Annotated in this window: 22 protein-coding genes and 1 tRNA gene; 15 read left to right on the top strand and 8 right to left on the bottom strand. The window is 71.2% G+C overall.

What is annotated here, in order from left to right; translation table 11 throughout:
• Positions 1 to 358 precede the first annotated feature (358 nt).
• Positions 359 to 3,214, top strand: coding sequence for a type I DNA topoisomerase (gene topA, locus ACLQ2U_RS00965; protein ID WP_425748568.1), 2,856 nt, complete (start codon positions 359 to 361; stop codon positions 3,212 to 3,214).
• 90 nt (positions 3,215 to 3,304) lie between these two features.
• Positions 3,305 to 4,561 carry a CapA family protein gene (locus tag ACLQ2U_RS00960; RefSeq protein ID WP_425748567.1) on the top strand — a complete coding sequence of 419 codons (1,257 nt, stop codon included), beginning with the start codon at positions 3,305 to 3,307 and terminating at the stop codon, positions 4,559 to 4,561.
• Between the two features lie 2 nt (positions 4,562 to 4,563).
• Here the strand turns inward: ACLQ2U_RS00960 and ACLQ2U_RS00955 are convergent, their stop codons facing one another.
• The gene (locus ACLQ2U_RS00955; protein ID WP_425748566.1) at positions 4,564 to 5,865 is read right to left on the bottom strand and encodes a D-arabinono-1,4-lactone oxidase; all 1,302 of its coding nucleotides are present in this window, start codon (positions 5,863 to 5,865) and stop codon (positions 4,564 to 4,566) included.
• Positions 5,866 to 6,089: 224 nt separating this feature from the next.
• Here ACLQ2U_RS00955 and ACLQ2U_RS00950 point away from each other — a divergent pair, with 224 nt between their 5' ends.
• Positions 6,090 to 6,659, top strand: a complete 570-nt coding sequence (locus ACLQ2U_RS00950; protein WP_425748868.1) for a TetR family transcriptional regulator — start codon at positions 6,090 to 6,092, stop codon at positions 6,657 to 6,659.
• 30 nt (positions 6,660 to 6,689) lie between these two features.
• Here ACLQ2U_RS00950 and ACLQ2U_RS00945 read toward each other — a convergent pair whose 3' ends face one another.
• The gene (locus tag ACLQ2U_RS00945; protein ID WP_425748565.1) at positions 6,690 to 7,898 is read right to left on the bottom strand and encodes an amino acid deaminase/aldolase; all 1,209 of its coding nucleotides are present in this window, start codon (positions 7,896 to 7,898) and stop codon (positions 6,690 to 6,692) included.
• 300 nt (positions 7,899 to 8,198) lie between these two features.
• Between ACLQ2U_RS00945 and tmk the strand changes: the two genes are divergently transcribed.
• From tmk to ACLQ2U_RS00915, 6 genes are all read left to right on the top strand, one after another.
• Positions 8,199 to 10,295, top strand: coding sequence for a dTMP kinase (gene tmk, locus ACLQ2U_RS00940; RefSeq protein ID WP_425748867.1), 2,097 nt, complete (start codon positions 8,199 to 8,201; stop codon positions 10,293 to 10,295).
• Positions 10,295 to 11,587, top strand: a complete 1,293-nt coding sequence (locus ACLQ2U_RS00935; protein WP_425748564.1) for a DNA polymerase III subunit delta' — start codon at positions 10,295 to 10,297, stop codon at positions 11,585 to 11,587. Before tmk ends, ACLQ2U_RS00935 begins: the two co-directional genes overlap by 1 nt.
• Before the next feature lie 107 nt (positions 11,588 to 11,694).
• Complete coding sequence (locus ACLQ2U_RS00930) at positions 11,695 to 12,024, top strand: YbaB/EbfC family nucleoid-associated protein (protein WP_425748563.1); 330 nt, start codon at positions 11,695 to 11,697, stop codon at positions 12,022 to 12,024.
• Between the two features lies 1 nt (position 12,025).
• Positions 12,026 to 12,331 carry a hypothetical protein gene (locus tag ACLQ2U_RS00925; protein ID WP_425748562.1) on the top strand — a complete coding sequence of 102 codons (306 nt, stop codon included), beginning with the start codon at positions 12,026 to 12,028 and terminating at the stop codon, positions 12,329 to 12,331.
• Positions 12,331 to 12,981 carry a hypothetical protein gene (locus ACLQ2U_RS00920; RefSeq protein ID WP_425748561.1) on the top strand — a complete coding sequence of 217 codons (651 nt, stop codon included), beginning with the start codon at positions 12,331 to 12,333 and terminating at the stop codon, positions 12,979 to 12,981. The genes ACLQ2U_RS00925 and ACLQ2U_RS00920 overlap by 1 nt, the downstream gene beginning before the upstream one ends.
• A 153-nt stretch (positions 12,982 to 13,134) precedes the next feature.
• Positions 13,135 to 13,971, top strand: a complete 837-nt coding sequence (locus ACLQ2U_RS00915) for a PSP1 domain-containing protein (RefSeq protein WP_425748560.1) — start codon at positions 13,135 to 13,137, stop codon at positions 13,969 to 13,971.
• A gap of 87 nt (positions 13,972 to 14,058) precedes the next feature.
• Here the strand turns inward: ACLQ2U_RS00915 and ACLQ2U_RS00910 are convergent, their stop codons facing one another.
• Complete coding sequence (locus ACLQ2U_RS00910) at positions 14,059 to 15,774, bottom strand: metallophosphoesterase family protein (protein ID WP_425748559.1); 1,716 nt, start codon at positions 15,772 to 15,774, stop codon at positions 14,059 to 14,061.
• Between the two features lie 133 nt (positions 15,775 to 15,907).
• On the opposite strand from ACLQ2U_RS00910, the gene ACLQ2U_RS00905 reads away from it, so the two are divergent.
• A tRNA-Thr gene (locus ACLQ2U_RS00905) sits at positions 15,908 to 15,984 on the top strand.
• 94 nt (positions 15,985 to 16,078) lie between these two features.
• On the opposite strand, the gene ACLQ2U_RS00900 is transcribed toward ACLQ2U_RS00905, so the two are convergent.
• Positions 16,079 to 16,417: a tyrosine-type recombinase/integrase gene (locus tag ACLQ2U_RS00900; protein WP_425748558.1), complete on the bottom strand. Its 339-nt coding sequence runs from the start codon at positions 16,415 to 16,417 to the stop codon at positions 16,079 to 16,081.
• A gap of 362 nt (positions 16,418 to 16,779) precedes the next feature.
• Between ACLQ2U_RS00900 and ACLQ2U_RS00895 the strand changes: the two genes are divergently transcribed.
• From ACLQ2U_RS00895 to ACLQ2U_RS00885, 3 genes are all read left to right on the top strand, one after another.
• Positions 16,780 to 17,961 carry a low temperature requirement protein A gene (locus ACLQ2U_RS00895; protein WP_425748557.1) on the top strand — a complete coding sequence of 394 codons (1,182 nt, stop codon included), beginning with the start codon at positions 16,780 to 16,782 and terminating at the stop codon, positions 17,959 to 17,961.
• Positions 17,962 to 18,922: 961 nt separating this feature from the next.
• Positions 18,923 to 19,441 (top strand): hypothetical protein, encoded by a 519-nt coding sequence (locus ACLQ2U_RS00890; protein WP_425748556.1) that lies wholly within the window; start codon positions 18,923 to 18,925, stop codon positions 19,439 to 19,441.
• Between the two features lie 460 nt (positions 19,442 to 19,901).
• Entirely contained in the window at positions 19,902 to 20,279 is a 378-nt protein-coding gene (locus ACLQ2U_RS00885; RefSeq protein WP_425748555.1) for a hypothetical protein, read from the top strand.
• A gap of 174 nt (positions 20,280 to 20,453) precedes the next feature.
• Here ACLQ2U_RS00885 and ACLQ2U_RS00880 read toward each other — a convergent pair whose 3' ends face one another.
• Positions 20,454 to 21,548 carry an IS630 family transposase gene (locus ACLQ2U_RS00880; protein WP_425748866.1) on the bottom strand — a complete coding sequence of 365 codons (1,095 nt, stop codon included), beginning with the start codon at positions 21,546 to 21,548 and terminating at the stop codon, positions 20,454 to 20,456.
• A 103-nt stretch (positions 21,549 to 21,651) separates the two neighbouring features.
• On the opposite strand from ACLQ2U_RS00880, the gene ACLQ2U_RS00875 reads away from it, so the two are divergent.
• On the top strand, positions 21,652 to 22,119 hold the full coding sequence (locus ACLQ2U_RS00875) for a DUF3592 domain-containing protein (protein WP_425748554.1): 468 nt from the start codon (positions 21,652 to 21,654) through the stop codon (positions 22,117 to 22,119).
• A 352-nt stretch (positions 22,120 to 22,471) separates the two neighbouring features.
• On the top strand, positions 22,472 to 22,852 hold the full coding sequence (locus ACLQ2U_RS00870) for a hypothetical protein (protein WP_130332038.1): 381 nt from the start codon (positions 22,472 to 22,474) through the stop codon (positions 22,850 to 22,852).
• 280 nt (positions 22,853 to 23,132) lie between these two features.
• On the opposite strand, the gene ACLQ2U_RS00865 is transcribed toward ACLQ2U_RS00870, so the two are convergent.
• From ACLQ2U_RS00865 to ACLQ2U_RS00855, 3 genes are all read right to left on the bottom strand, one after another.
• Positions 23,133 to 23,732, bottom strand: a complete 600-nt coding sequence (locus ACLQ2U_RS00865; RefSeq protein WP_425748553.1) for a hypothetical protein — start codon at positions 23,730 to 23,732, stop codon at positions 23,133 to 23,135.
• Positions 23,733 to 23,740: 8 nt separating this feature from the next.
• Positions 23,741 to 24,208: a dihydrofolate reductase family protein gene (locus tag ACLQ2U_RS00860; protein ID WP_425748552.1), complete on the bottom strand. Its 468-nt coding sequence runs from the start codon at positions 24,206 to 24,208 to the stop codon at positions 23,741 to 23,743.
• A gap of 385 nt (positions 24,209 to 24,593) precedes the next feature.
• The gene (locus tag ACLQ2U_RS00855) at positions 24,594 to 25,190 is read right to left on the bottom strand and encodes a DUF6518 family protein (RefSeq protein ID WP_425748551.1); all 597 of its coding nucleotides are present in this window, start codon (positions 25,188 to 25,190) and stop codon (positions 24,594 to 24,596) included.
• Positions 25,191 to 25,272: the final 82 nt, after the last annotated feature.

The raw sequence follows: 25,272 nt of genomic DNA, 5'->3' as shown, positions 1-25,272 counted from the left end.
TGACGGAGTGCGCCGGACACCGCCACGTCGCCGGAACGGAGCGGATCAATCCGGCCGACCCGGCGGATCGGGCCGCCGCCGGGTGTCCTGTTGGCGACAGGTGAACGGCCCGGTCGCCCTCGGCCGAGGGTCCGCCATCGTCACAGTGTTCCGCTTCCGGCCCTACCCACGGTGTACGGTGGCGCCGTCCGGCCGGTGCGGCCCGCGACTCCGGGGGCGCGCCGCGTGGGGCGGATTGTCGCCCGCGAAACCCGAAAGCCGGGCGGCGCGTTACGTTGGACATCCGGACCGGCGGCGGTCCGGTGGGCGCAACACTGCCCGAATCGGGCATGGAGCAGGAGTGAGGTCGGGGAGAGACGTGCCGAGCAACGCTGGAACCACCCGTCTGGTCATCGTCGAGTCACCGGCGAAGGCCAAGACGATCTCGGGCTACCTCGGCCCGGGATACGTCGTGGAGGCCAGCTTCGGCCACGTCCGGGACCTCCCGCGCAACGCCGCCGACGTGCCGGCCAAGTACAAGGGCGAGGCGTGGGCCCGGCTCGGGGTGGACGTCGACAACGGCTTCCAGGCCCTCTACGTGGTCTCCGCCGACCGCAAGCAGCAGATCAGCAAGCTGGTGAAGCTGGCCAAGGAGGTCGACGAGATCTTCCTGGCGACGGACGAGGACCGCGAGGGCGAGGCGATCGCCTGGCACCTGGTCGAGACGCTCAAGCCCAAGGTGCCGGTCAAGCGGATGGTCTTCCACGAGATCACCAAGCCGGCGATCCAGGCCGCGGTGGCCAACCCGCGCGAGATCGACCGGGACCTGGTCGACGCCCAGGAGGCCCGACGCATCCTCGACCGGCTCTACGGCTACGAGGTCTCCCCGGTGCTGTGGAAGAAGGTCATGCCGAAGCTCTCGGCGGGCCGGGTGCAGTCCGTGGCGACCCGGATCGTGGTCGAGCGGGAGCGCCAGCGGATGGCCTTCCGCACCGCCGAATACTGGGACATCCTGGCCACCCTGGCGGTGGCGAACCCCGCTGGCGGGCCGCGCAACTTCAACGCCACCCTGGTCGCGCTGAACGGGGACCGGATCGCCACCGGCAAGGACTTCGAGCCCACCACGGGCCGGGTCAGGGCCGGCGCCGGCGTGGTGCACCTCGACGAGGGCGGGGCCCGCGGGCTCGCCGCCCGGCTGGAGGGGCGGCCGTTCACCGTCACCCGGGTCGAGGAGAAGCCCTACCGCCGTCGCCCGTACGCGCCGTTCATCACCTCCACCCTCCAGCAGGAGGCGGCCCGCAAGCTGCGGCTCTCGTCGCAGCAGACGATGCGCACCGCGCAGCGGCTCTACGAGAACGGCTACATCACCTACATGCGTACCGACTCGGTGAACCTGTCGGAGACCGCCATCTCGGCGGCTCGCCGGCAGATCGTCGAGCTGTACGGCGAGCGCAGCGTTCCGCCGGAGCCGCGCCGCTACACCGGCAAGGTGAAGAACGCGCAGGAGGCGCACGAGGCGATCCGCCCTGCGGGGGACAACTTCCGCACCCCGGGCGAGGTGGCCAAGGAGCTCTCCGCCGAGGAGTTCAAGCTCTACGAGCTGATCTGGCGGCGGACCATCGCCTCGCAGATGACCGACGCGGTCGGCTCCAGCGTCTCGGTGCGCATCCGGGCGGTCTCCTCCTCGCAGGAGGAGGCCGACTTCGGCGCGACCGGCAAGACCATCACCGACCCGGGCTTCCTGCGGGCGTACGTCGAGTCCAGCGACGACGAGAACGCCGAGGCCGAGGACGCCGAGCGCCGGCTGCCCACCCTGGTCAAGGACCAGCCGCTGACCGCCGACGAGCTGGCCGCTCAGGGCCACCACACCCAGCCGCCGTCGCGCTACACCGAGGCGTCGCTGGTCAAGGCGCTCGAAGAGCTGGGCATCGGCCGCCCGTCGACGTACGCGTCGATCATGCAGACGATCCAGGATCGCGGCTACGTGACCAAGCGCGGCCAGGCGATGATCCCGACCTTCCTGGCGTTCGCGGTGATCGGGCTGATGGAGCGGCACTACCCGCGCCTGATCGACTACGACTTCACCGCCAGCATGGAGAACGAGCTGGACGAGATCGCCGGCGGCGAGCACGCCGCGGTCGACTTCCTCACCTCCTTCTACTTCGGCAGCGCCAACGGTGCCGGGGACCAGACCATCGCCCGCTCCGGCGGGCTGAAGAAGCTGGTCACCGAGGACCTCAGCGAGATCGACGCGCGCAGCGTCAACTCGATCCCGCTCTTCACCGACGACGAGGGGCGCGAGATCGTCGTCCGGGTCGGCCGGTTCGGGCCGTACCTGCAGCGGGCGCTGCCCGGCGAGCAGCCGGCGCCGAAGGCCGAGGGCGAGGAGGGTGGCGCCCAGGGCGACCGGGCCCCGATCCCCGAGGGGCTGGCGCCGGACGAGCTGACCCCGGAGAAGGTGCACGAGCTCTTCCTCGGCGGCGGGGGCGAGCGCAAGCTCGGCGACGACCCGGCCACCGGCGAGCCGATCCTGCTCAAGTCCGGCCGGTTCGGCCCGTACGTGGCCAGCGGCGAGCGGAAGTCCTCGCTGCTGCGTTCGCAGTCGCCGGACTCGCTCACCCTCGACGAGGCGTTGAAGCTGCTCACCCTGCCCCGGCTGATCGGGGTGGCCCCGGACGGCACCGAGGTGTTCGCCAACAACGGCCGCTACGGCCCGTACGTCAAGCGCGGTGACGAGTTCCGCTCGCTGGACTCGGAAGACAAGATGTTCACCGTCACGCTGGACGAGGCGCTGGCCCTGCTGGCCACCCCGAAGGCCCGCCAGCGTCGGGCCGCCGCGCCGCCGCTGCGGGAGATGGGCAACGACCCGCTGACCGAGCAGCCGCTGGTGATCAAGGACGGCCGGTTCGGGCCGTACGTCACCGACGGGGAGTTCAACGCGTCGCTGCGCCGGGGGCAGACGCCGGAGGAGCTGACCATCGAGCAGGCCTCCGAGATGCTCGCCGAGAAGCGGGCGAAGGGGCCGGCCCCGAAGAAGAAGGCGGCGGCGAAGAAGGCCCCTGCGAAGAAGGCCCCTGCGAAGAAGGCGGCGACCAAGGCCACGGCGGCGAAGAAGACCGCCGCCGCGAAGTCGACGGCCGCCAAGAAGACCGCCACCGCCAAGGCCACCCCGGCAAAGAAGGCGGCGGCCGCCAAGAAGGCCGCCCCGTCGCAGGCCTCAGCGAACCAGGACTGAGTCGGGAGTCCGGCCCGTCCGGACCGGGCTCCTGAGTCACTGGTCAACTCGGGGCTCCTGAGTCGGGAGTCAGCGCGGTAGCGTGGCGCCGTGTCCGGACACAGGGGGCGGAGCGGCTGGCGGCGCCGGACGACGGGGTACGCGACGACGGCGGTCGTACTGCTGCTGGCGACCGTGGCCGGGGACGCCGCCCGGCCGGCCGCCCCGGCGGCCGACACCGTCGGACCGGTCCCGATCGCCGGCACGCACCCGGACGTGGGCCCGCCGGGCCTCGGCGCGACCGGTGGACCGCACCCGGACGCCGCCGGGCGACGGACCGTGCGGATCCTCGCTGCGGGCGACGTGCTGGTGCACCCGGAGGTCACCGCCCAGGCCCGCCGGGACGCCCGGCGGACGAACCGGCCGGGTGGCCTCGACTTCGCTCCGATCTTCGCGGGGGTCGCCCCGGCGGTCAGCGGTGCCGACCTGGCGCTGTGCCACCTGGAGACGCCCCTGGCCGAGCCGACCGGGCCGTTCTCCGGCTGGCCGTCGTTCAACGCGCCGCCGCAGGTCCTGGACGGCCTACGGGCCGCCGGATTCGACGGCTGCTCGACCGCCTCGAACCACACCCTGGACCAGGGATCGGCCGGCGTGACCCGGACCCTGCGCGCGTTGGACGCGGTCGGTCTCCGTCACACGGGCAGTGCCCGCAGCGCCGTCGAGGCGGCAGCCCCGACGATCTACCCGGTCGGCGACGTCCGGGTGGCGCACCTGTCGTACACCCTGAACTTCAACGGACTCCGCACCCCGCCGGGCGAGTCGTGGCGCGCGAACCTGATCGATCCGCCGCGGATCCGGGCGGCGGCCCGGCGGGCCCGCGCCGCCGGCGCGGACATCGTGGTGGCCAGCCTGCACTGGGGTACCGAGTACCAGCATCTGCCGGACGCCGACCAGCGGACGTGGGCCGCCGAGCTGATCAGGTCCCCGGACATCGACCTGATCCTCGGGCACCACGCGCACGTGGTGCAGCCGTTCCACCGGATCGGTGACAAGTGGGTGGTCTACGGCATGGGCAACGAGTTGGCCCGGCACGCCCGACCGGTCGACGCCAACCGGGAGGGGGTGATGGCCCGGGTGACCTTCACCGAGGTGGCGCCGCGGCGGTGGCGGATCGACGCGATCGAGGCGCTGCCGACCTGGACGGAGCTGGCGCCCGACATCCGGCTGGTCGACGTGGCGGCGGCGCTTGCCGACGGCGCCACGCCGCCGGGGCGGCGGGCGGTCTACCGCGCGGCGTACGACCGGGTGGGCCGGCACGTGCGCGCCCTCGGTGGCGGTGTGGACCCGATGGTCCGGCCGGGCGGCTGAGGTCAGCCGCCGAGGATCCGGTCCAGGTGGTCGTTGGTGAAGAGGCGGTCGGGGTCGAGGCGGTCCCGGACGGCCAGGAAGTCGGCGAACCGGGGGTACACGGGGGCGAGCGACTCCGCGTCGCGGTAGTGCAGCTTGCCCCAGTGCGGGCGGCCTCCCAGTGCGGTCGCCATCTCCTCGACGGCCCGGAAGTACGGCTCGTACGGCATCCCGACATACTGGTGGACGGCGAGGTACGCCGAGTCCCGCCCGTAGCCGTGGGACAGCCAGATGTCGTCGGCGGCGGTGAACCGGACCTCGACCGGGAAGAGCACCTTGAACGGCAGCCCGTCGACGATCCGGCGCAGCGCGTCCAGCGCCGACGGCAGGGCGGCGCGCGGCAGCGCGTACTCCATCTCCACGAAGCGGACCCGGCGCGGGGTGCAGAAGACCCGGTCGGAGCGGCCGGTGTAGGTGCGTTCGGTGAGTGCCCGGGCGGAGACCGCGCTGATCCCCGGGGCCAGCGCCGGCACGGCGCGGCCCAGCCGGCAGGCGCTGGCGAAGACGGTGTTGGCCAGGAAGTCGTCGTCCAGCCAGCCGCGCCACCGGGGCAGCGGCCGGTCGTCGGCGGGCACCCGGTCGTTGGTCTTGACCTGCACCCGGTCGGTGTACGGGAACCAGTAGAACTCGACGTGGTCGTGCGCCTCGGCGAGGGTCGGCAGCTCCGCGAGCACGGCGGACAGCGGTGCGGGCCGCTCGTGCGCCCGCAGGACGAACGCGTCGACGCAGCGCAGCGTCACCTCGACCAGCACGCCGAGCGCCCCCAGCCCGACCCGGGCGGCGGCGAACACGTCGGGGTGCTCGTCGGCGGAGCAGCGCAGCACCTCGCCGGTGCCGGTGACCAGGGTGAGCGCCTCGACGAAGGTGGACAGGCAGCCGTATCCGGCGCCGGTGCCGTGGGTGCCGGTGGAGATCGCGCCGGCCACGGTCTGCGCGTCGATGTCACCGAGGTTGGGCAGCGCCAGGCCGTGCGCGGCGAGCAGCTCGTTGAGCGCACGCAGGGTCGTTCCGGCGGGCACCGTGACCGAGTGGCCGGCCACCCGGACGCCGGTGTCCAGATCGGCCAGTTCCATCCGCCGCCCGGCGGGTAGGGCGATCGGGGTGAAGGAGTGGCCGTTGCCCACCACCCGGATCCGCTCGCCGCCGGCCGCCGCGTCGCGGACGGCCTCGACGACGCCGTCGATCGTGCCGGGGCGCAGGATGGCGGTGGCGACGCTGTGCTGGTTGCCGGCCCAGTTGGACCAGGAGAGGGCGGTGCCGGCCATCGGCGCTCCTCGAGATGAATGTGAACTGACTTCATATCAGGATCGTTGTACCTGGTAAATACCGCAATCGAGGCCCGCTCGTTGTACCGGTAGTCACGGCCTCGTGACATATGGGTGTGTTTTCGTCGAAAGGGGGGTGGCACCGAGTGTCCACACCAGCCGCCACGACCGGGCCGCTGCGCCGCGTTCCGGTGCAGGGTCGAAGTGTCGCGCGGGTCCAGCGGATGCTGGACGCCTGCGCCGAGCTCGTCGACGAAGTGGGGTACGAGGGGCTGACCACCACGCTGCTCGCCGAGCGCGCCGAGGTGGCGATCGGGTCGGTCTACCAGTTCTTTCCGGACAAGCGGGCGATCGTGCAGGCACTCACCCTGCGCACGATGGAGTCCTACCTGCAGCGGCTCGACGAGCGGTTCGCCTCGAACGACCTGACCCACTGGTGGGACGGCGTCGACGCGGGGATCGACGAGTACATCACGATGCACCGCGACGTCCCGGGGTTCCGTACCTTGCACTTCGGCGACGTGGTCGACCTGCACCTGCTCGATGAGCAGCGTGACAACAACGGCGTCATCGCCGACCAGCTGGCCCGGGTGCTGACCGAGCGGTTCGGGATGACCGACGAGCCGCGGCTGCGGTTCTGCCTGGAGATCGCCGTCGAGGCCGCGGACGCCCTGATCAAGCTGGCGTTCCGCCGCAAGCCGGAGGGCGACGAGCGGGTCCTCGCCGAGGCCAAGGCGCTGATCCGCGAATACCTGCACCGCCAGGTCGCGGCCGAGGCCGTCCCGCAGGGCTGAGCGGCGGATCGCCTCGGCGGAGGGTGGCGCCTAGAGGAAGGCGTGGCCCTCGCCGCGGTAGGTGGGCACGGTGGCGATGATCTCGTCGCCGTCGACCAGGTGCAGCTCGTTGACGTGCTCGCAGAGCTCACCCGCCTTGGCGTGCCGGAACCACACCCGGTCGCCGATCCGCAGCCGGTCGGCCGCCGCGCCGGCCAGTGGCGTCTGCACCTCACCCGCGCCCTCGGTGCCGACCAGCGCCAGCCCGGTCGGCAGCCAGGGGCGGGGGAGCCGGCCCTCGGCGGCCGGGCCGGAGGCGATCCAGCCGCCGCCGAGCACGGTGGCCAGGCCGGGCGCCGGGCGGCGGACCACCGGGCAGGCGAAGAAGGCCGCCGGGGTCGGCCGCCAAGCACGGTACGCGTCGAAGAGCGCCGGCCCGTACAGGCCCGATCCCGCGGTGACCTCGGTGACCGCGGGATCGGCGCTGGTCGCGGCGACGCTGCCGGTGCCGCCGCCGTTGACGAACTCCAGCTCGGCGTGCTCGCGTACCGCGGCGACGGCCGCGCCCCGGCGGGCCAGCAGTTCCCGGTACGACCCGCGCTGGGCGATCCGGATCGCGGTGCCCAGGACGGCCTGCCCGGGCGGGGCGTCCCCGAGGCCGGCGATCTGCGCCTCGTACGACATCAGCCCGACCAGCCGGAAGCCCGGCCGGTCGGCGACGGTGGCGGCCAGCGCGGCGGCGGCGGCGGCGCTGTGCACCGGTGACCGGCGCACCCCGACGTGCACCCGCCCGCCCAGCGGTCGCCACGAGGCGTCCAGGTCGAGGCAGATCCGCAGCTCGGGCCGGCGCCCGGGGGCGCACACCGCATCGACGAGATCGAGCTGCTCGGCGCCGTCCACCATCAGGGTGACCGCCGCGGCGAGCGCCGGGTCGGCGGCCAGCGCGGCGAGCGCGCCCCGGTCCGCTGTCGGATAGGCGACCAGCACGTCCCCGGTCACGCCGGACCGGACCAGCCAGATCGCCTCGGGCAGGGTGAACGCCATCACGCCGGCCCAGCCGGGGCGACCCAGCGCGCGGGCGATCAGGTCGCGGGCGCGGATCGACTTGCTGGCGGCCCGGACCGGCTTGCCGGCCGCGCGGTCGACCAGCGCGGCGGCGTTGGCGTCGAAGGCGGTGAGGTCCACCACGGCGTACGGCGGGTCGAGGTGGGCGGTCGCCCGGTCGAGGCGCTCGCGCAGGGTGTCGCTGTCGATGGCCACGGGTGCACGCTAACTGTCCGGGGGAGCAATGCGAAACACACTCACGTACCGCCGGGCTGCGGTCGTCGGTCTCGGCGGCCTACGCTCGGCGAGCAGGAGAATGTCGCCGGTGGGGAGGCCCCCCACCGGGACTAGAGTGTTCCACCGAGACTGCCCAGCGTTGGGTCGGCACGTGGAGGTACGGCCATCGAAAGCCAGCAGAACGGCGAGTCGTCCGGCGTGTCGTCGTCCGGGAACCAGCAGGGCGGCACCGCCGGCCAGGCCGCCGCAGACCGTTCAGGCGCAGCCGCGATCCGCTCCGTGCTGCGCATCCGGCCGTTCCGCCGGCTCTGGATCGTGCTCGGCGCCGCTTCCTTCGGCGACTGGCTCGGCCTGCTCGCCACCTCGGTCTTCGCCGCCGCCCAGGTGCAGGGCAGCACCGCCCAGGGTGCCGCGTTCGGCGGTGTGATCGCGATCCGGCTGCTCCCGGCGCTGCTGCTCGGGCCGGTGGCCGGCGTGCTGGCCGACCGGTTCGACCGGCGCTGGACGATGGTCATCTGCGACCTGCTGCGCTTCCTGCTCTTCGCCTCGATCCCGCTGCTCGCGCTCACCGGGGCCCGCGGCGGAGTGGTCGTCGGTTGGGCCGCGATCGCCACCTTCCTGATCGAGACGCTCACCCTGCTCTGGATCCCGGCCAAGGAGGCCGCGGTCCCCAACCTGATCCCCCGGGCCCGGCTGGAGACCGCCAACCAGCTCACCCTGATCACCACGTACGGCCTGACCCCGGTGGCCGCCGCCATCGGCCTGGCGGTGCTCGACCGCACCGTGCGCGGGATCACCGACGGCGCGATGCCGGGCTGGGCCGAGCCCGCCCAGCTCGCCCTCTGGTTCAACGCCTTCTCCCGGCTGGCCACCGCGCTGGTGGTGCTCTTCGGCATCAAGGAGATCAGCCAGACGCAGGCCAGCGAGCGCGAGCGCACCGAGCAGGGCATGATGAGCCAGTTCACCGAGGGCTGGAAGTTCATCGGCCAGACCCCGCTGGTCCGCGGCCTGGTGCTCGGCATCTTCGGCGCGTTCGCCGGCGGCGGCATCGTGATCGGCACGGCCAAGTTCTTCGCCGCCTCGCTCGGCGCCGGTGACGCCGCCTTCTACATGCTCTTCGGCGCCATCTTCATCGGCCTGGCGGTCGGCATCGGGCTCGGTCCGATGATCGTCCGGGACATGTCCCGCCGCCGCTGGTTCGGCATGAGCATCGTGCTGGCCAGCGCCTCCGTCCTGGTGCTCGCCTTCGCCATCCACCTGTCGATGGCGATCCTCGGCGCGATCCTGGTCGGCGCCGGTGCCGGGATGGCCTTCCTGGCCGGCATCACGCTGCTCGGCGGCGAGGTCGCCGACGAGGTGCGCGGCCGGGTCTTCGCGGTGGTGCAGATCGGCACCCGGCTGGTGCTGATCCTGGCCATCGGGCTGAGCAGCCTCCTGGTCGGCGTCGGCGGCTCCCGCAAGCTGCCCATCGCGGACCTCGGCATCTCCTTCTCCTCGACCCGGCTGCTGCTGCTCGCCGCGGGCGCCGCCGGCATCTTCGCCGGGATCAGCGCGTTCGGGCAGATGGACGACAAGAAGGGCGTACCGGTCCTGGCCGACCTCTGGGGGTCGATCCGGGGCCGTCCGCTGATGCCGGCCGAGCCCTTCGTCTCCAGCGGCCTCTTCGTGGTCTTCGAGGGCGGCGAGGGTGCCGGCAAGTCCACCCAGCTGGAGGCGCTTGCCGAGCGGCTGCGCGGGCAGGGCCGGGACGTGGTGGTCACCCGCGAGCCGGGCGCCACCGCGGTCGGCGAGCGGATCCGCTCCCTGGTGCTCGACACCGGCGCCGAGGCGCCGTCCCCGCGCGCCGAGGCGCTGCTCTACGCCGCCGACCGGGCGCACCACGTCGCCACCGTGGTCCGGCCGGCCCTGGTCCGCGGCGCCATGGTGATCAGCGACCGGTACGTCGACTCCTCGCTGGCCTACCAGGGCGCCGGTCGTACCCTCCCGGTCGATGAGGTCTCCTGGCTCTCCTCCTGGGCCACCGGCGGGCTCAAGCCAGACCTGGTGGTGCTGCTCGACGTCGACCCGCACACCGGCCTGTCCCGGGTGGCCGCCCGCAACCAGGTCGCCGACCGGTTGGAGGCCGAGTCGGTCGCCTTCCACGAGCGGGTCCGGTACGCCTTCCTCGACCTCGCCGCCAACGACCCGAAGCGCTACCTGGTGCTGGACGCCTCCCGGCCGGCCGGGGAGATCTCCGCACTGGTCGCCCGCCGGGTCGAGGAGTTCCTGGTGAACCCGGCCGGCATCGTGCACCCGCGCCCCGCGCACGGGCCGGACACCTCGGTCCAGCCCGAGTTATCCGACACGGAGCTGGTGGCGATGGAGCACCGGACCTGATGCCGGACGTCTTCGCCGACCTGGTCGGCCAGGACGAGGCGGTCGACACCCTGCGCCGGGCCGCCGCCGCGGCCGCCGCCGTGCTGCGCGCCGCGCACCACCCCGTCCCGGCCGCCGTCGGGCCCGGGAGCGCGACGACCGACGACCAGGACGCGTACGCCGACGAGGCCGAGGCCGACGGCGGGCCCGGCGCCGGCGCGGACCCCGGCGCCGGGATGACCCACGCGTGGATCTTCACCGGCCCGCCCGGTTCGGGCCGGTCGGTGGCCGCCCGCGCGTTCGCCGCCGCGCTGCAGTGTGTGCACGGCACCGGCTGCGGCGAGTGCCCCGGCTGTCACACCACGCTGACCGGCACCCACGCCGACGTCCGGCTGGTGGTGCCCGAGGGGCTCTCCATCGGCGTGGGCGAGATGCGCGCCCTGGTGCTCCGGGCGGCCAGCACCCCGTCCGGAGGCCGCTGGCAGGTCGTGGTCATCGAGGACGCCGACCGGCTGACCGAGGCGGCCGGCAACGCGCTGCTCAAGGCGATCGAGGAACCCCCGCCGCGGACCGTCTTCCTGCTCTGCGCCCCGTCCACCCACCCGGACGACGTCTCGGTGACCATCCGGTCGCGGTGCCGGGTCGTACCGCTGCGGCAGCCGCCGGCCGCCGCGGTGGCCGAGGTGCTGGTGCGGCGGGACGGCATCGCGCCCGACGTGGCGCAGTGGGCGGCGGCGGCCGCGCAGGGGCACGTCGGTCGGGCCCGGCGGCTGGCCCGCGACCCGGAGGCCCGCAAGCGCCGGGACGCGGTGCTGGCGGTGCCGCGCCGGCTCACCGGGGTGGGCACCGCGCTGGACGCGGCGTCCGCGCTGATCGAGGCGGCCGAGGCGGAGGCCGAGGCGTCCGTGGCGGAGGCCGACGCGGCCGAGCGGGCCGCGTTGCAGACCGCGCTCGGCGCGGGCGGCACCGGCCGGGGCGCGGCCGGTGCCATGCGGGGTGCCGCCGGGCAGCTCAAGGACCTGGAGAAGCGGCAGAAGTCGCGGGCCACCCGGGCGCAGCGGGACGCCCTGGACCGGGCCCTGGTCGACCTGGCCGGCTTCTACCGGGACGCGCTCACCATGGCGCTGCGCGCGCCGGTCGCCCCGGTGCACACCGACACCGCCGCGCTGGCCGAGGCCGGTGCGCGGAAGTGGGACGCCGAGGGCGCGCTCCGCCGGCTGGAGGCGGTGCTGGAGTGCCGGGCCGCGATCGAGGCGAACGTCAAGCCGCGGATCGCGGTGGAGGCGATGATGCTCTCCCTCTGGCGAGGCTGACCCTTCATCCACAGGGCATCGACACGCGTTGTTGGCGTGCGGTACGGTCCAGCGTGCCGCAGTGACGATGGCGGCACGCTGGGTGAAGTCGGCCGGGGGGAGAACCGATGCCGCGCGGGGAGATCGACGAGGCCTGGATCGAGGAGGCGGTGCGGCGCTACCGCCGGATCGAGTCCCTACAGGCCGAGTTCGACCAGGCGGTGGCCACGGTAGAGGTCACCGTCCGCTCGCCGGACGGGCTGGTCGAGGTGGTGGTGACCGCCGGCGGCCGGATCACCGACGTCCGGTTTCTCGGGCCGCTGCACACCCGCCACCCCCGGGATGTCGCCGGCTCGGTGCGGGCCGCGGTCACCGCCGCGGCGGACGCCGCGCAGTGGGCCCGGGAGAAGCTGCACAACGAGACCTTCGCGGCGTACCGGCCGCTGGCGGGGGCCTGAGATGGAGACCCTGCGCGCCCTCGCCGCCCGCCTCGACGAGGCGAGCGAGACGCTCTCCGTGCTCGCCCGCACCGTCACCGCCAGCGATCCCGCGCATCCGGCCTTCGGGGCGCACGCCTCCGGCCGGCCCGGCGAGATCGGCCGGGCTCTGCACCGACAGTGGACCACCGCCACCGGCGACCGGGCCCGGGAGGCCGGGGCGGCCGCCGCCCGGCTGGCCGCCGCCGCGGCCGCGGTGCGCACCGCCGCCGAGCGCTACGCCGCCGCCGACGACACCGCGCGCCGCCGGCTGGCCGGGGAGGCGTGATGGATGCCCTGGACCGGCTCGCCGAACCGGGACTGGACCTGCTCGCCCGGGTCGACGCCCAGCTGGCGGCCGGCGCCCCCGAGGGCCATCCGGTCTGGCCGCTGCTGCGCCGGATGCAGGTGCTGCCGGGCGAGGCGCTGCGCGGCTTCCTCGACCTGCATCCGGCGCCGCTGGCGACCGCCGGGCACGCCGTGCGCCGGCTCGTCCGGGGGTACGACGACGCGTGCGCCGCGCTGACCGATGCGGGCATCTGGTCCGGCCCGGCCGCCGGGGCGTACGGCGAGGCCCGCGCGGCCCTGCTGCGCCACCTGGACGAGGGCCCGGAAAGCCTGGCCGGGCGGCTGGAGTCGACCGCCGGTTACGCCGACGCGCTCGCCCACTGGGTGGAGGGGAGCCGGCTGGCGGTGGCCCGGGTGCTCGCCGAGGTGCTCGGCTCCGCCGAGGCGGTCCGGGTCCGCGCGGTGACCGACCCCGGGGTCGGCACCCTGGCCGCGGCGGAGATCGCCACCCGGGTGCTCTCGGTGCTCGGGGTGGCGTACGACGGCGCGGAGACGCTGCTGCGCCAGTGGTCGCCGAGCCTGGCCGAGTCGTCCTGGCGGACGCCGGTGGGCGGGTCTCCGTACCACGGCGCCTCGGTCCGGATCGGCTGAGCCCGCGTTGCCGGGAGGCCGACCGCCTCCGGATCGTCAACCGTCCGGGCGAGGCGCAAGGGACGGGTCGACCGGCGCAGGCGACTGCATGGGGTGACCGCCCGGCGACGGGTGGAACAGCCGACGCCGACCGTCCGTCGTAGGGTGGTGGGCATGGGCATGCTCTGCGCGGTCAGCTTCAACCGGTACGGGCGCCTCTACTACCTCGATCCGGGGGAGTTTCGCCCGCAGGTAGGCGACCGCGTGCTGGTGCCCACCGACGACGGGCCCGAGGTGGCCGAGTGCGTCTGGGCCGCCCAGTGGGTCACCGAGGAGACCGACGGCTTCCCGAAGCTGGCCGGCCTGGCCGGTGAGGAGGATCTGCGCCGCGACGAGCTGTTGCGCCGGCGCAAGGCCGAGGCCAAGGTGGCGGCGAAGCGGCTGATCCGGGAGCACGGCCTGCCGATGAAGGTGCTGGCCGTCGACCACGTGTTCGGCGTCGCCGACGGCGGCGACCGGACCACCGTCTACTTCACCGCCCCGCACCGGGTGGACTTCCGCTCGCTGGTCCGGGACCTCGGCGCGACCCTGCACTGCCGGGTGGAGCTGCGCCAGCTCTCGGCCCGCGACTCGGCCCGGGTGCAGGGCGGCATCGGCTCCTGCGGCCGGGACCTGTGCTGCGCGACGTTCCTCAACGACTTCGAGCCGGTGACCGTCCGGATGGCCAAGGACCAGGACCTGCCGCTCAACCCGCTGCGGATCTCCGGCGCCTGCGGGCGGCTGATGTGCTGCCTGAAGTACGAGCACCCGCTCTACCAGCGGTTCCAGGAGTCGGCACCGCCGATCGGCAGCCGGGTGACCAGCCCGGAGGGTGACGGCAAGGTGGTCGGTCACAGCGTCCCCCGGGACGCGGTGACGGTACGCCTGGACGCCGACGGTTCCCGCTGCTCGTGTTCCCGGGCCTCCGTCTGCGCCCCCCGCCAGGCCCACGACCAGCACTACACCCCCTGACCTCCGCCCTTTTCGAGTTGATCAAGAAGTTTGCGTCCTCGGGAGCCCCGAATCCGGACGCACACTTCTTGGTCAACTCCTCGACGGTCAGGTGAGGGTGATGGGGGGTTCGGCGAGGCGGGGGGTCAGGGGGGTCTTCGGGGTCAGCCAGGAGGCGGTGGGGGAGTTGTCGGGGTTGAGCTGCCAGTCGCGGGCGACGCGGTCGACGGCGATCGGGTAGATGGTGAGGGTGCCGTCGGGGTCGATGCGCATCCGCAGGAACGCCTTCGAGTCCTCGATGCCCTGCCCGGCGAAGAGCTCGTTGAGGTTCACCCCGAACGCGCCGGCCACGAGCAGGTACGCCGCCACCAACTGGCTGGCCACCAGGCCACTCACCGGGCCGTAGAGCACCGCCGCGGCGACCACCGGCAGCGGCCACGGCCAGTCGTAGAAGGGCAGCTGGAGCCAGGCCCAGGTGCCGGCGGCGGCCAGCCCCACGTGCGCCAGCCCGTGGCCCACGCCGAGGATCCAGTGCCGGGCGTGCCGTTTCCCGCCGGCGTTCGGTGGCTTGGCGAACAAGGCCGCCCCGAGCAGCGTCACCACCAGCATCATCGCCAGGGGGACGCTGAACAGCCGCTGCTCGGTGCCGCCCACCCGGTTGGCCGCCACGCCGGCCATCGCCAGCATCAGCAGGACGTGCAGGGTGCCGAGCAGTGTGCCGAAGCCCGGATTGCGGCGCGGCAGTCGGTGGAAGATCCCCCAGCCGTACCGCCGGGAGCGGGCCGCGTCCGGGAAGCGGGCGACCAGGTCGTACGGGCGGGTGCGGCTGGCCCGGCGGGACAGGGTGTCCCGCGGCGGCACCTCGATCCGCTCCCGGAGCTGGTGCGTCGGGTAGAGGTACGCGCCGCCGCCGCCGCAGGTGATCAGCTGCCGTTCCGGGCCCGCGTACCGGGCGTAGTGGTGCTGGTCGCCGGAGATCAGCAGCCGCACGTGCGCGCCGGTCGGGGCGACGATCGTACGGATGAAGTAGTCGATCGAGTCGTACGCCGTGGGGTGGTCGACGGCCTTGACCCAGGTCGGCGCCGGCACCGCCAGGATGACCCGGCTCTGCGGCCCCAGCCTGCGGGCCACCTCGTCGAAGTAGGCGAGCTGCGGGTCGTCGAGGTACGACCCGGACTGGTCGTCGAGGCCGAGCAGCCACCAGTCGGCGGGCAGCTCGACCGCGAAGTACGACCGGGACTGGCCGGTGCCCCAGCCGCCGAAGTTCCGGTCCCGGGAGCGGACGAAGAGCCGCAGGAACGCGGTCAGGCCGTCGTACCAGTCGTGGTTGCCGGGGACGGCGAAGAGCGTCGGCTTCCCGGGCGGCTTCACCGGCAGCGCGGCCTGGTACGGCCCCTTGCACCGGTCCTCGTACGCCTCGTAGGCCGCCGACGGGTAGACCTGGTCGCCCCCCATCACCAGGGTCTGCGCCCGGGGCAGCCGGTGCCCGTCCACCTCCAGCTCCGGCTGGGCGAGCAGGTACGCCACCGAATAGGTCGCGTTGAAGCCGTCGCCCAGGTCGGCCACGTAGTCGAGCCAGAGCCCGCCGTCCGGGCCGACCTGCTTGGCGAGCTTCGAGTCCAGCGCGTTCTGCAGCTCCCGCTTGTCCAGGTACGCCCCGAACAGCATCGCGAGCAGGGTACGGATGCCGGTGCTGATCAGCAGGAACGGCGCGAGCCACGGCACCGGCTTGCGGGGCGTGAAGCCCAGCTCGATCGGATCGAGGCTGCGCGGCCGGCGGACCGCCCGCTCACCCGGGGCGTGCTCGGCGTGGTCGTCGCTCACCCGCCGCAGCGTAGTCCCGACCGGCGGCGATCGCTGTCCGGCGAACGTACCGATCGCGCCCGATGTCCGGGTCTCTCGGCGGGGGAACCCCCTCGGCCGTGGGGCGGGCCGTGCCGTACACTTGACGATCGTTGCCGCCTTAGCTCAGTCGGCTAGAGCGACGCACTCGTAATGCGTAGGTCGACGGTTCGATTCCGTCAGGCGGCTCCAGAGAAAGGCCCAGGTCACCGGCTAGATCGCCGATCATGACCTGGGCCTTTTCCGTGGCGTTGGAGAGCCGGGCAGCCAAACGAGCAGCCAACCCTCATTCACTCGACCACAGCGCCCCCTCCATCCGAGACGCGGCTTCCCGTGCGATCTCCGGGGCCACGTGGGCGTAGATGTTGAGGGTCACGCTGATCTGCGAGTGGCCCAGAATCTCCATGACCACGCGGGCAGGTACGCCCTGGGCGAGAAGGACGCTCGCCGCCGTGTGCCGTAGGTCGTGCAGCCGAACCTGCCGCAGACCGGCCTGTCGGATGATCTCCCGGAACGAGCGGTAGTCGTTGCGTGGGTGGATCGGGGTACCGACGCTGGTCGCGAAGACCAGACCCGGGTCGGCCCCAGCTGTCGGCGTCGAGACGTTCGGCCGCCTGGCGCTCATGATGGCGGCGTAGGGCCGCCAACACTGTGGGCGGCAGCGGCAATGTCCGACGGGACCGCGCGGTTTCGTCTCGACGAAGGCCAAGCCGCCCGTATCGGGATCGCGTTGCAGCTGCCCACGCACCCGGAGCGTGCCGGCGACTAGGTGACACTCAGCCGCCTATAGCGCCCGCCCGCCCCCTAGGCCAGGTCGACGAGCTGAGCCGAACAGGCGGCGACGGGATAGGAGGAACTGATCGGCCTCTACCGTCGTCCGCCCGTGTAACCGGCCGCCCGATTCCAGCCCACCCACCTCCGTATTCACCAGCGCTGCCTCATGGTAAGAATGCCCCAAGCATGGGTAAAGCCGGCAGAACGGGCGGGATGATGACGACGAGCGGGGCCCGGTTCCTGCGGATGCCCGAGGAGCCGCGGCGGGCGAACTTCCTGGAGCTGTTCTTCGACCTGGTGTTCGTCGTCGCGCTCGCCCAGCTCTCCCAAGGGCTGCTCGAGGATCTCAGGTGGAGCGGCGCCTTCGAGACGCTGGTGCTGCTGTTGGCCATGTGGTGGATGTGGAGCATCACGGTGTGGGTCACCGACCTGTACGACCCGCAACAGCCGGAAATTCAGCTGGTGGTCACCGCGACCATGCTCGGCAGCCTGGTGATGGTGGTCGCGCTGCCCGACGCATTCGGCGCGCGAGGTCTGGTCTTTGCTGGCATGTACGTCGGCATCCATGTCGGCCGCCAACTCTTCCTGGTCCTCGCCCTGCGTGGCCACGAGTCGCAGGGCAGAAGCATCCGGGCGCTGTCCTGGTTCGGTGCCTCGGCGGTGCCGTGGATCGCGGGTGCGCTCGTGCCCGATACGGGGCGCGCGGTCCTGTGGACGCTGGCGGTTGCCATGGACTACACGGGCGCCGCCCTCCGCTACTCGACCCCGGGGCTGCGTCGCTCGCCCATATCGCCGTTTCCGATTGTGGCTGAGCACCTGGCCGAGCGGTACCAGCAAGTTTTCATCATCGCGCTCGGCGAGCTGATCCTGGTCACCACGATGGCCCTCGGTGGCGCCGGCTTCGCGGCCGATCGGACGGCGGCGTTCGTGGTGTCGTTCGTCGGCGCGGCCCTGTTCTGGCGGATCTACATCCATCGGTCCGGGGAACTGTTGCCCGCCGCCATCGAAGCGGCCCGCAATCCGGACCGCGTTGCCCAAACGGCGGCGGCCGCTCATCTGATCATGCTGGCCGGCATCGTCGTCACCGCCGTCGGCGACAAACTCGTCATCGCTCATCCACTCGAACACACGCAACCAGCCTGGGTCGCCGTCATCCTCGGCGGACCCGCGCTGTTTCTGGTCGGTCGGGCCGGCTTCGAATACGCCATCTTCGCCCGTGTGTCCCGGGATCGGTGGATCGGCGTCCTCGCGCTGGCCGCCCTGGCACCGCCGATGCTCCTCGTGCCGCCGCTAGTGACTGCCATCGCCGCTATCGCAGTCCTCACCGGGATCGCCGTTGCCGACGCGGCACGCACCCGCGGACGCCCACCCGAGCCGCCGTCCCCACCCGGCTAGCCGGAAGTGTCACTCACGTCTTGAGACTGTTCTGTCACTGAGGTCCTGAGACTCGACAGCCGGTCGCCCGGTCGCGGTCACTGCGCCTCCGGCGGGGGCGCAACGGCTCCAGGATGGCCGGGGCTTCGTGCGCGCGTTGCGGTCCGTGGGTGGTTGCGCAGGGCCATCCCGCCGGCGACGACCCGGGCGAGCCGAGCAGACCACCGCCCGGCCCGCCAGCGTCCGTACGTGCGTCAAGGTCCGCTTGACGTGGCGGACCGGGCAGTGGCCCGCTCCCCAGGAGGGCGGGTCGGCGGCAGGCGGGATGGCAAATAGCGGGGAGGCTGGAAGGGCCTACAACTGCCCGACGAGGAGATCCGCACTTGCAGCCCGAAAGCTTCCTCCTCACCGGAGTCCAAGCAGCTCGGCCCACAGACGGCCCGGCGCCTGGCGCAGAAGGACTCTTGTCAGCCGACCGTAACCGAACAGGCCGCGGCGTTGATGCTAATTAGACCCCAGATCGCCACGTCGGCTTCCCCCTCGGATTGATGCTGCTGGATCACCCCTGCCGCCGGGATGACTCCTCCGGCACCGCTGTCGTCGAGGACTCGCCGAGTCCTGCAAAGATCGTTCGGACCAGTGTCGGCCCAACTAACGATGATCGATTGGCGGCGAGCTGCGAGGCCCACGCGGGCCTGACGCGTCTCACGTGAGAGGTGGAGTCAGCCCGGTGCTCAGGATGGTGCTGCGTAGGTTAGTCGCGGTGGTGGCCGTCTGCATGGTGACCGCATGCGGTTCTTCAACGGCTCATACAGCGGATCGATCAGCAGGCGAAACGATCCCCTCCACGGCGCAGGCGACGAGCTCGGCCGCAGCCACGAAGCCAGCTTCCCCAGAAGTTCCGGCGACCGGCGGACCAGGCTACTCGGCGACGCTGTCCGCACGCTTGCTGGCCACGGACTCAGTGCCGCCCGGATTCACTGTGGAGATCGCAACCGTCATGCCGGCGGATGCTGGAGATCAACGCCCAGGCGTCGACGTGCCCTGTTCGGACAGCATGATCCCGCTGCTGTCGGCCACGCGGCTAACCGGGACTCCGTCAGCGATGGCCGCAGCCACCCTCAGCTATGACGCGGGTCCCGATGACTTCTGGGTGGGAAACGAATTCCTCAGGACGTACGCCGATGACGGTGCACGACGAGCAATGACCGACCTGCGAACCTTCATCGGCCGTTGCCCCACCGTCGCGTTGTCCGGCCAGCGCGCCGGCGACAGCTACCGCTTCGCAGTGGCACCAGGGCCGCGGCTGGGCGATGACAGTATGCACGTCAGCTGCAGCATGACGTCCGGTTCTGACACGCTGGAAGGCGACAGCATACTCGTCCGGATCGGAACCACTCTGGTGGTCGTCCAAGAACAGGGCAACAAACCCGGCGGCGACAAATACCTCACCCAGCTCGCCGAAGCTGCGCTCCGCAGATACCAGACGACCGGATCCTGAATGGCCTTACGCGCCGCCGAGGCCAGGGCCGTTTGCGACCCGAGTGGCGGGACTAGGCCGTCGCCGTCTACCGGCAAGAGCATCCCAGCCGCGTGACCGTGCTCGAGGTGGTCATCGCCGCCCTGGAGGCCGCCAGCTGAGTGGCTAACTGCGTGACTACCAGCACGCACAACGCCGGACGTCCCCGGACGACGGGGACTGTTTGTGCAGGTGAGCGATTGTGGCACTGCTGGTCAAGATCGCTCGTTGGTTGCCTGGGGTCAAGGGGTCGACGCATGTGGGCAGGTGTCATGCCCGCCGCGGAGATCCGCATCTTCGGCCTCCGCCTGATGCCAAAGCTGGAACCTCTGCTCACGAGCTGGTTGCCGGTCAAGCGTTCACGGAATTGATCTCGTACTTCGTTGATCCAGGGGCGACCTGTGGACGACGGTTGTGGCCGAGGACTCGTACTCTAATGACCATGAAGACGCGCAGGCCGCTGCTGGTGGCCGTATTCGGCGCGGCTGCTGCGATGCTGCTGGCGGTCGTCGGGTGCGCCGCAGCCGGATTCCTGCTCATCGGTGACGATCCGGCGGAGACGCGTACCTGCCAGGAGTCCATGCAGGTCGCAGAGGCGAAGGTCCGCACCGACCATTGGGATCCTCCGGATGACTTGCCGGACCTCGGCGATTACCCAGAAATCCACTGGCAGCTGCGCACCTCGGGCAACCCGTGTTCCAGAATGCCCGGCCCTAACCGACTGGGCGTACCAGGGCGTGGTCAAGCTGCGACCGGAGGACGCGCAGGCGTTGGCGAAGCGATACGACTTCGTACCGTACACATCTGTCAACCTGGATGAGCTTCCCCACGACAGTAGCCCCGCAGACGTGTGGCCTGCCCTGGTGCCGTTTCTGCCAAGCGAGTCGCGGTGGCTGCACAGCAGGTCGTACAACGAAACAGCGCCGTCGCCACGATGGCGGGTCGCGTTCCTCGATGTCGAGCACCAGACGCTCTTGTTCATGCTCAACGACCACTAGTGTCGCGTGTCTGAGGTCTTTTGACGGTTGGCTTTGGTCAGGATCTGATCGGCGGTCTTGGTCCAGCAGAACGGCTGGCAGCGTTGGTTGTAGGCGTCGATGAACGTGCGGATCGCGCGGGTGAGGTCCGGGACGCTGGTGAAGGTTCCGCGGCGGATGGCCTGGCGGGTGATGATGCCGAAGAAGATCTCGACCATGTTCATCCACGAGGCGCTGGTCGGGGTGAAGTGCATGGTGATCCGCGGGTTGCGCGCCAGCCAGGCTTTGACGTTCGGGTGGTTGTGGGTGGCGTAGTTGTCCGCCACGACGTGCAGCTTCACCCGCGGGTGGGCCTTGGCGACCTGCTTGAGGAACCGCAGGAACTCGTTGTTGCGGTGCCGGTCGTAGCAGGCGTCGGCGGTGATCTTCCCAGTGGCGACCTCCAGGGCGGCGAACAGTGTGGTCGTCGGGTGGCGTTTGTAGTCGTGGGTGCGGCGTTCGGCCTGGTCGAACCGCATCGGCAGCAGCGGTGCCGTCCGGTCGAGGGCCTGGATCTGGGACTTCTCGTCGACGCACACGACGACGGCGTTGGCGGGCGGGTCGAGATACAAGCCGACGACGTCGCGGATCTTCGCCTCAAGCTGCGGGTCGGTGGAGAACTTGAACGTCTCCACCCGGTGTGGCTGCAGGTCCCAGGCTCGCCAGATCCGGGCGACCTCGGCGAAGCTGACCGGCATGCCGTTGCGCGTCAGGTGATCAGCCAACAACCGTGCTGACCAGTGCGTCACCGCCAAATCCGCAGGCGGCGGGTTCAAGGTGGACACCACCACGGCGGCCTCATCGATCATCGGCGGACGCCCGGAACGCGGCAGATCAGCCAGGGCGTCGATCCCGCCGGCCTCGTACCGGGCCCGCCACGCGATCACCGTCTGCCGAGTCATCCCCACCCGACGCCCGATCTCCGCATTCGGTAACCCCTCGGCTGCCAACAACAGCATCCGGGCGCGTTGCACATGCCCGCCCGGAGCCGACGACGACCTCGTCAGCTCCCGAAGCCGAGCACCATCGCCCGGACGAAGAACCAATGCGGCAGCAACAGACACGAAAGGCAGTCTCCCGCACCCGCACCGTCAAATCAATTCAGACACGCGACACTAGCTGGCGCCTGCCCAGTTCCCGTTGGTCAGCTTGCCGCGGCTTGGAGGGCCCACGTCGGTGACCGGTTTCGATGGACGGCGGCTACGGGTCGTCGTGGCGGTCGTCCTGGGCAGTCTCCTGGTCGGTGGCGGACTCATGCTCTCGGCCCGGCTAGACGCGGTGATCGGCCAGAGGGTGCGCGTCGGCGTCGAGACGACCGGCCGAGTCGTCCACGTGGAGCGATACCAGATCGGGCGCTCGACCTCGGTGACGAGGGTGACCGTGGACTACGCCCTCAACGGTGCGCGGCACCGGGAGTTGCTCTCCAGCGAACTCGATGAGGTTCGGTATCGCAACGGAGACGCGGTGAGGCTGCACGTCGACCGAACGGATGCGACCAAAGCTGCTACGGCCGAGGGGTACGCGACGGAGGACCTGCTTCTCCAGTTGCCCGCATTCCTCGAAGCCGCCGGAATCATCATGATCATGCTGGCTCTCGCTCGGCTCAGACGCCGGGGGCGAGGACCGTCACCCGATTCAGGTTGAGACTCGTGGTCGGGTTGCCTCAGCCGGGGCCGCAGGCCAACTCCTGCAACTGGCTGGCCTGGTCGGGTTCGAGCCGGCGTGCTGTCTGCCGTCGCCCGCGCACTGCTGCACTTTCAGGTCCCGCTCGGGTGGGCCCTTAGCATCCGGGTGGGTGAGCCGCCCGTCTCTGTGTCGACAGCAACGATGACAGCAAACTGCCCGAACGGGGACACCCGCTCGAGGACGAGTGCGGACAGTCAAGTCGGCATGTGGCCACGCAGCCGCCCAGGTGAACCCATGAACCCGATCCTCGTGGGATAGCACTCAGCCGAGTCGATGCGGTCCCCCATGATCGCCGATATACGATCCGCCGGTGAATCGGTCTCTCGCCGCGTGCCTCCTTGGCGCCACCCTGCTTCTGGCCGCTTGTACCGACGAAAAACCGGCAGCAAGCCCGCCCAGCCCTGACAAGTACACCCGTGGTGGTTGTGCTGGGGTGGCACGCCTGGTGGACGAGAATGAGCGCTTCTACGCCCCAAACGGCACCGTTGGGGCCCGGGCCGCCAATTCGACGGACCCCGCTGTCAGCGCGGCCGGCGGGGAGTTGGTGTTGGCGGTGAAGGAGGCTGGCGACCTGGACGTGGGCAGCCATGGCAAGGCGGACATGACGCAAGCCGAAGCCCGGATCGCCGACGCTCAAGAGAAGCTCATGACGGCTTGCCGTGAACTGCTGGGCGAGCCGCCCTGGTCGTGATCCCCGCGCTTCACGGCAGGCATCGGAGCAGCGACTTGGAGACGAGCGTGGTCGAGACGGGCCGACGACCATCTCCGGCTTCCTCGGCAGGGTCACCCTCGTCGACCAGGAAGCCGCAACAGCGGCGAGCTGACATCAGTCGTTGACATCAACGGTGGCGGCCGAGGCCGGACCAGCGCGGACGGGGGTCGCCTCCAGCCCTAATAGGCTGGACGTCAGCGGACGCTGCGACCTTCGCCGAAAGCGCCTTGTAAGCGAGACGTCGTGGACAACAGGCCGGTCAGGCGGCTTGCAGCCGGCGGGCGATGTCGATGAGAGCGGTGAAGGTGTCTCGGTCTGCGTCGGTTGGAAGTGGAAGCGAGGTGGCGACGTGGTGGTGAAGACGGACGTGGTCCGCTGCTGCGGCGATCACCCCACTTGCCCCCCAGCCCTTGGCCTGATCCGCGGCGAAGTATTGCTCTAGGGCTTCAACGGCCTCGGGGCCGGCCAGGACGACGGCGGCTGTCGCAAGGGGCGGCGCGTCGAGGGCACCCCGCGATGTGGCTAGGGCGTGGAGAACGGCGGCGGTTACCTCCGGACCGCCGACCCCTACCGAGTACCAGGCGCCCATGACACGTGGACGCCAGCTGTCATACAGGAGTGCGATCACATCGGAGGGCGTTGCGGCTCGGCTCACTTCTGCAACGGCTGCGAGCGAGGGAAGTCCGTACCTGAGGGCGTTGGTTCCCATCATGTCGAGGTAGAACGGCACGACGTAGCGGGCAATCGGTCCGTCGGTGCTCCGTTGCTCCACCTCGGCAACATAGTCGATGCCTGACGCATCAGTGCAGGACCAGGATCCGGTCGAGCAGCCAAGCGAGCAGCCAAACCAGCGGAGCATGAGCCCGCTCACTGGCTCCGCCAGTGAGCGGACGATGGCGGACCGAGGCGCCCGGTCCGGCATGAGGACCAGGCGGTGGACCAGCGCTGGGGGACTGACTCGTAATGCGTAGGTCGACGGTTCGATTCCGTACCGATGTCGCCTCGCAGCAGCGTCGAGTTCTGCCAGCCGAGCGGCTCGTCGAGGGTCGTCGAGGCGACGTACTTCGGCAATGCGTTCAGGGGCTGGGCGAGCACCTGCTGCTCCTCCGGCGCGCTCGGCCAGTGGGCGGCAAAGATCTCGTACGTGCCGCGCCCCAGCAGGTAGCCGCCCGCGCCGCGCACGTTCTCGATCACCCAGTTCATCGACAGGTCGTCGAAGTAGCGGGCATGCCAGCCACCGTGCCCGAAGCCACCGGTCATATCCTCGTCGGCATAGCTGGGAGCCTGCACCACCCCGTCCAGCGTCATCCACTCGTTCGCGATCACCTTCCGCATCCCGGCCTCCTACCGGTCGTTGTCCGCGGCTCCACGTGCACGCCGCAGAATGGCTCTCACCGGCTGGGACGGAGCCAGGCGGCCGTCTTCGACATGTACCCGCTCCGGTCGAACTGAGGATTTGGGCGGCGGAGGCATCATCGAGCCGTGGCGTTGGGGGTGGAGCAGAAGGTGCCGCGCCAGCAGATAGTCAGCAAACGCTGTATGCGCGACCGACTCCAGTGGTTACAGGAGGCGTGACACCGAGGGCAGGACCACAGGGAACGACACCCGCTGACACTGGCCCCGACCAGGCTCCCCCCGGCGGGGGTCGTCCCTTTCCCAGCTGAGCCAGCGCCGAACGTCAGAGACGTGTGCGGACCGAGGCGAGCGAAGCGCGCAGAGGTTAGTAACCGCCGGCCACCGCGAATCCGATGAAGATGATCATGGCTAGGGGCAGGGCCACGGCCAACGCGAGCGCTCGCTGCCGGCTCGTTCTCCCGATCAGCGCGACGACCAGGACACCGAGCGCGACGTCGATGGCGACGTTCCACCCGGAGCCTGGGGGGTAGTTGGGATCATTGGCCTTGCGGGCGAACCTTGCCGCTTCCTCGAAGAACACCGCGGCAGGCAGTGCGATCCCGACAACCTGTCGCCAGCCCGACTCACGCGCCCAGGTGCCGCCGATGCCGAAGACCACCCCGGCGAGGACGCCGAAGACCATCCAGAGCAGCGACGCCGGTGCCCACACCACAGCCAGGTCGTCTCCCTGGATGAGCGTTGCCGCCAGGTAGTAGCTGGGCACCGCTACGACGAGCAGGACGGCGGCGCCCAGGGCCGGGCACATCCAGCCCGACCGGACCCAGTACCCGAAGGCGAAGGCGGCAACTGCCCACGTGGCGGTGGAGTTGCCGAGTTCGGCAAAGGGGTACGGCACCAACTTGATCCACAAGAAGTCGAGGAAGCCGAGCAGGAAACCTCCCACCACGGCGGTGAGCGCCAACGTTCGACGATCAGGTCGCATGGTGGGCAGCATACTGAGTATGCCCCTGCGATGATCTCAGCACCCATGGCGCAGCCAGGCG

The organism is Micromonospora sp. DT47, assembly GCF_049844475.1.
In the GTDB taxonomy this organism is placed as follows: domain Bacteria; phylum Actinomycetota; class Actinomycetes; order Mycobacteriales; family Micromonosporaceae; genus Micromonospora.
Note: the sequence above shows the minus strand (reverse complement) of the source record. Positions and strands in the feature narration are given on the sequence as shown.

Bases quoted from the DNA above. Each gene is read 5' to 3' on its own strand.
- ACLQ2U_RS00955 (WP_425748566.1), bottom strand. From the start codon at position 5,865: ATGGCCGGCACCGCCCTCTCCTGGTCCAACTGGGCCGGCAACCAGCAC.
- ACLQ2U_RS00950 (WP_425748868.1), top strand. From the start codon at position 6,090: ATGCTGGACGCCTGCGCCGAGCTCGTCGACGAAGTGGGGTACGAGGGG.
- ACLQ2U_RS00935 (WP_425748564.1), top strand. From the start codon at position 10,295: ATGCCGGACGTCTTCGCCGACCTGGTCGGCCAGGACGAGGCGGTCGAC.
- ACLQ2U_RS00930 (WP_425748563.1), top strand. From the start codon at position 11,695: ATGCCGCGCGGGGAGATCGACGAGGCCTGGATCGAGGAGGCGGTGCGG.
- ACLQ2U_RS00925 (WP_425748562.1), top strand. From the start codon at position 12,026: ATGGAGACCCTGCGCGCCCTCGCCGCCCGCCTCGACGAGGCGAGCGAG.
- ACLQ2U_RS00920 (WP_425748561.1), top strand. From the start codon at position 12,331: ATGGATGCCCTGGACCGGCTCGCCGAACCGGGACTGGACCTGCTCGCC.
- ACLQ2U_RS00915 (WP_425748560.1), top strand. From the start codon at position 13,135: ATGGGCATGCTCTGCGCGGTCAGCTTCAACCGGTACGGGCGCCTCTAC.
- ACLQ2U_RS00900 (WP_425748558.1), bottom strand. From the start codon at position 16,417: ATGAGCGCCAGGCGGCCGAACGTCTCGACGCCGACAGCTGGGGCCGAC.
- ACLQ2U_RS00895 (WP_425748557.1), top strand. From the start codon at position 16,780: ATGATGACGACGAGCGGGGCCCGGTTCCTGCGGATGCCCGAGGAGCCG.
- ACLQ2U_RS00885 (WP_425748555.1), top strand. From the start codon at position 19,902: ATGAAGACGCGCAGGCCGCTGCTGGTGGCCGTATTCGGCGCGGCTGCT.
- ACLQ2U_RS00865 (WP_425748553.1), bottom strand. From the start codon at position 23,732: ATGCTCCGCTGGTTTGGCTGCTCGCTTGGCTGCTCGACCGGATCCTGG.
- ACLQ2U_RS00860 (WP_425748552.1), bottom strand. From the start codon at position 24,208: ATGCGGAAGGTGATCGCGAACGAGTGGATGACGCTGGACGGGGTGGTG.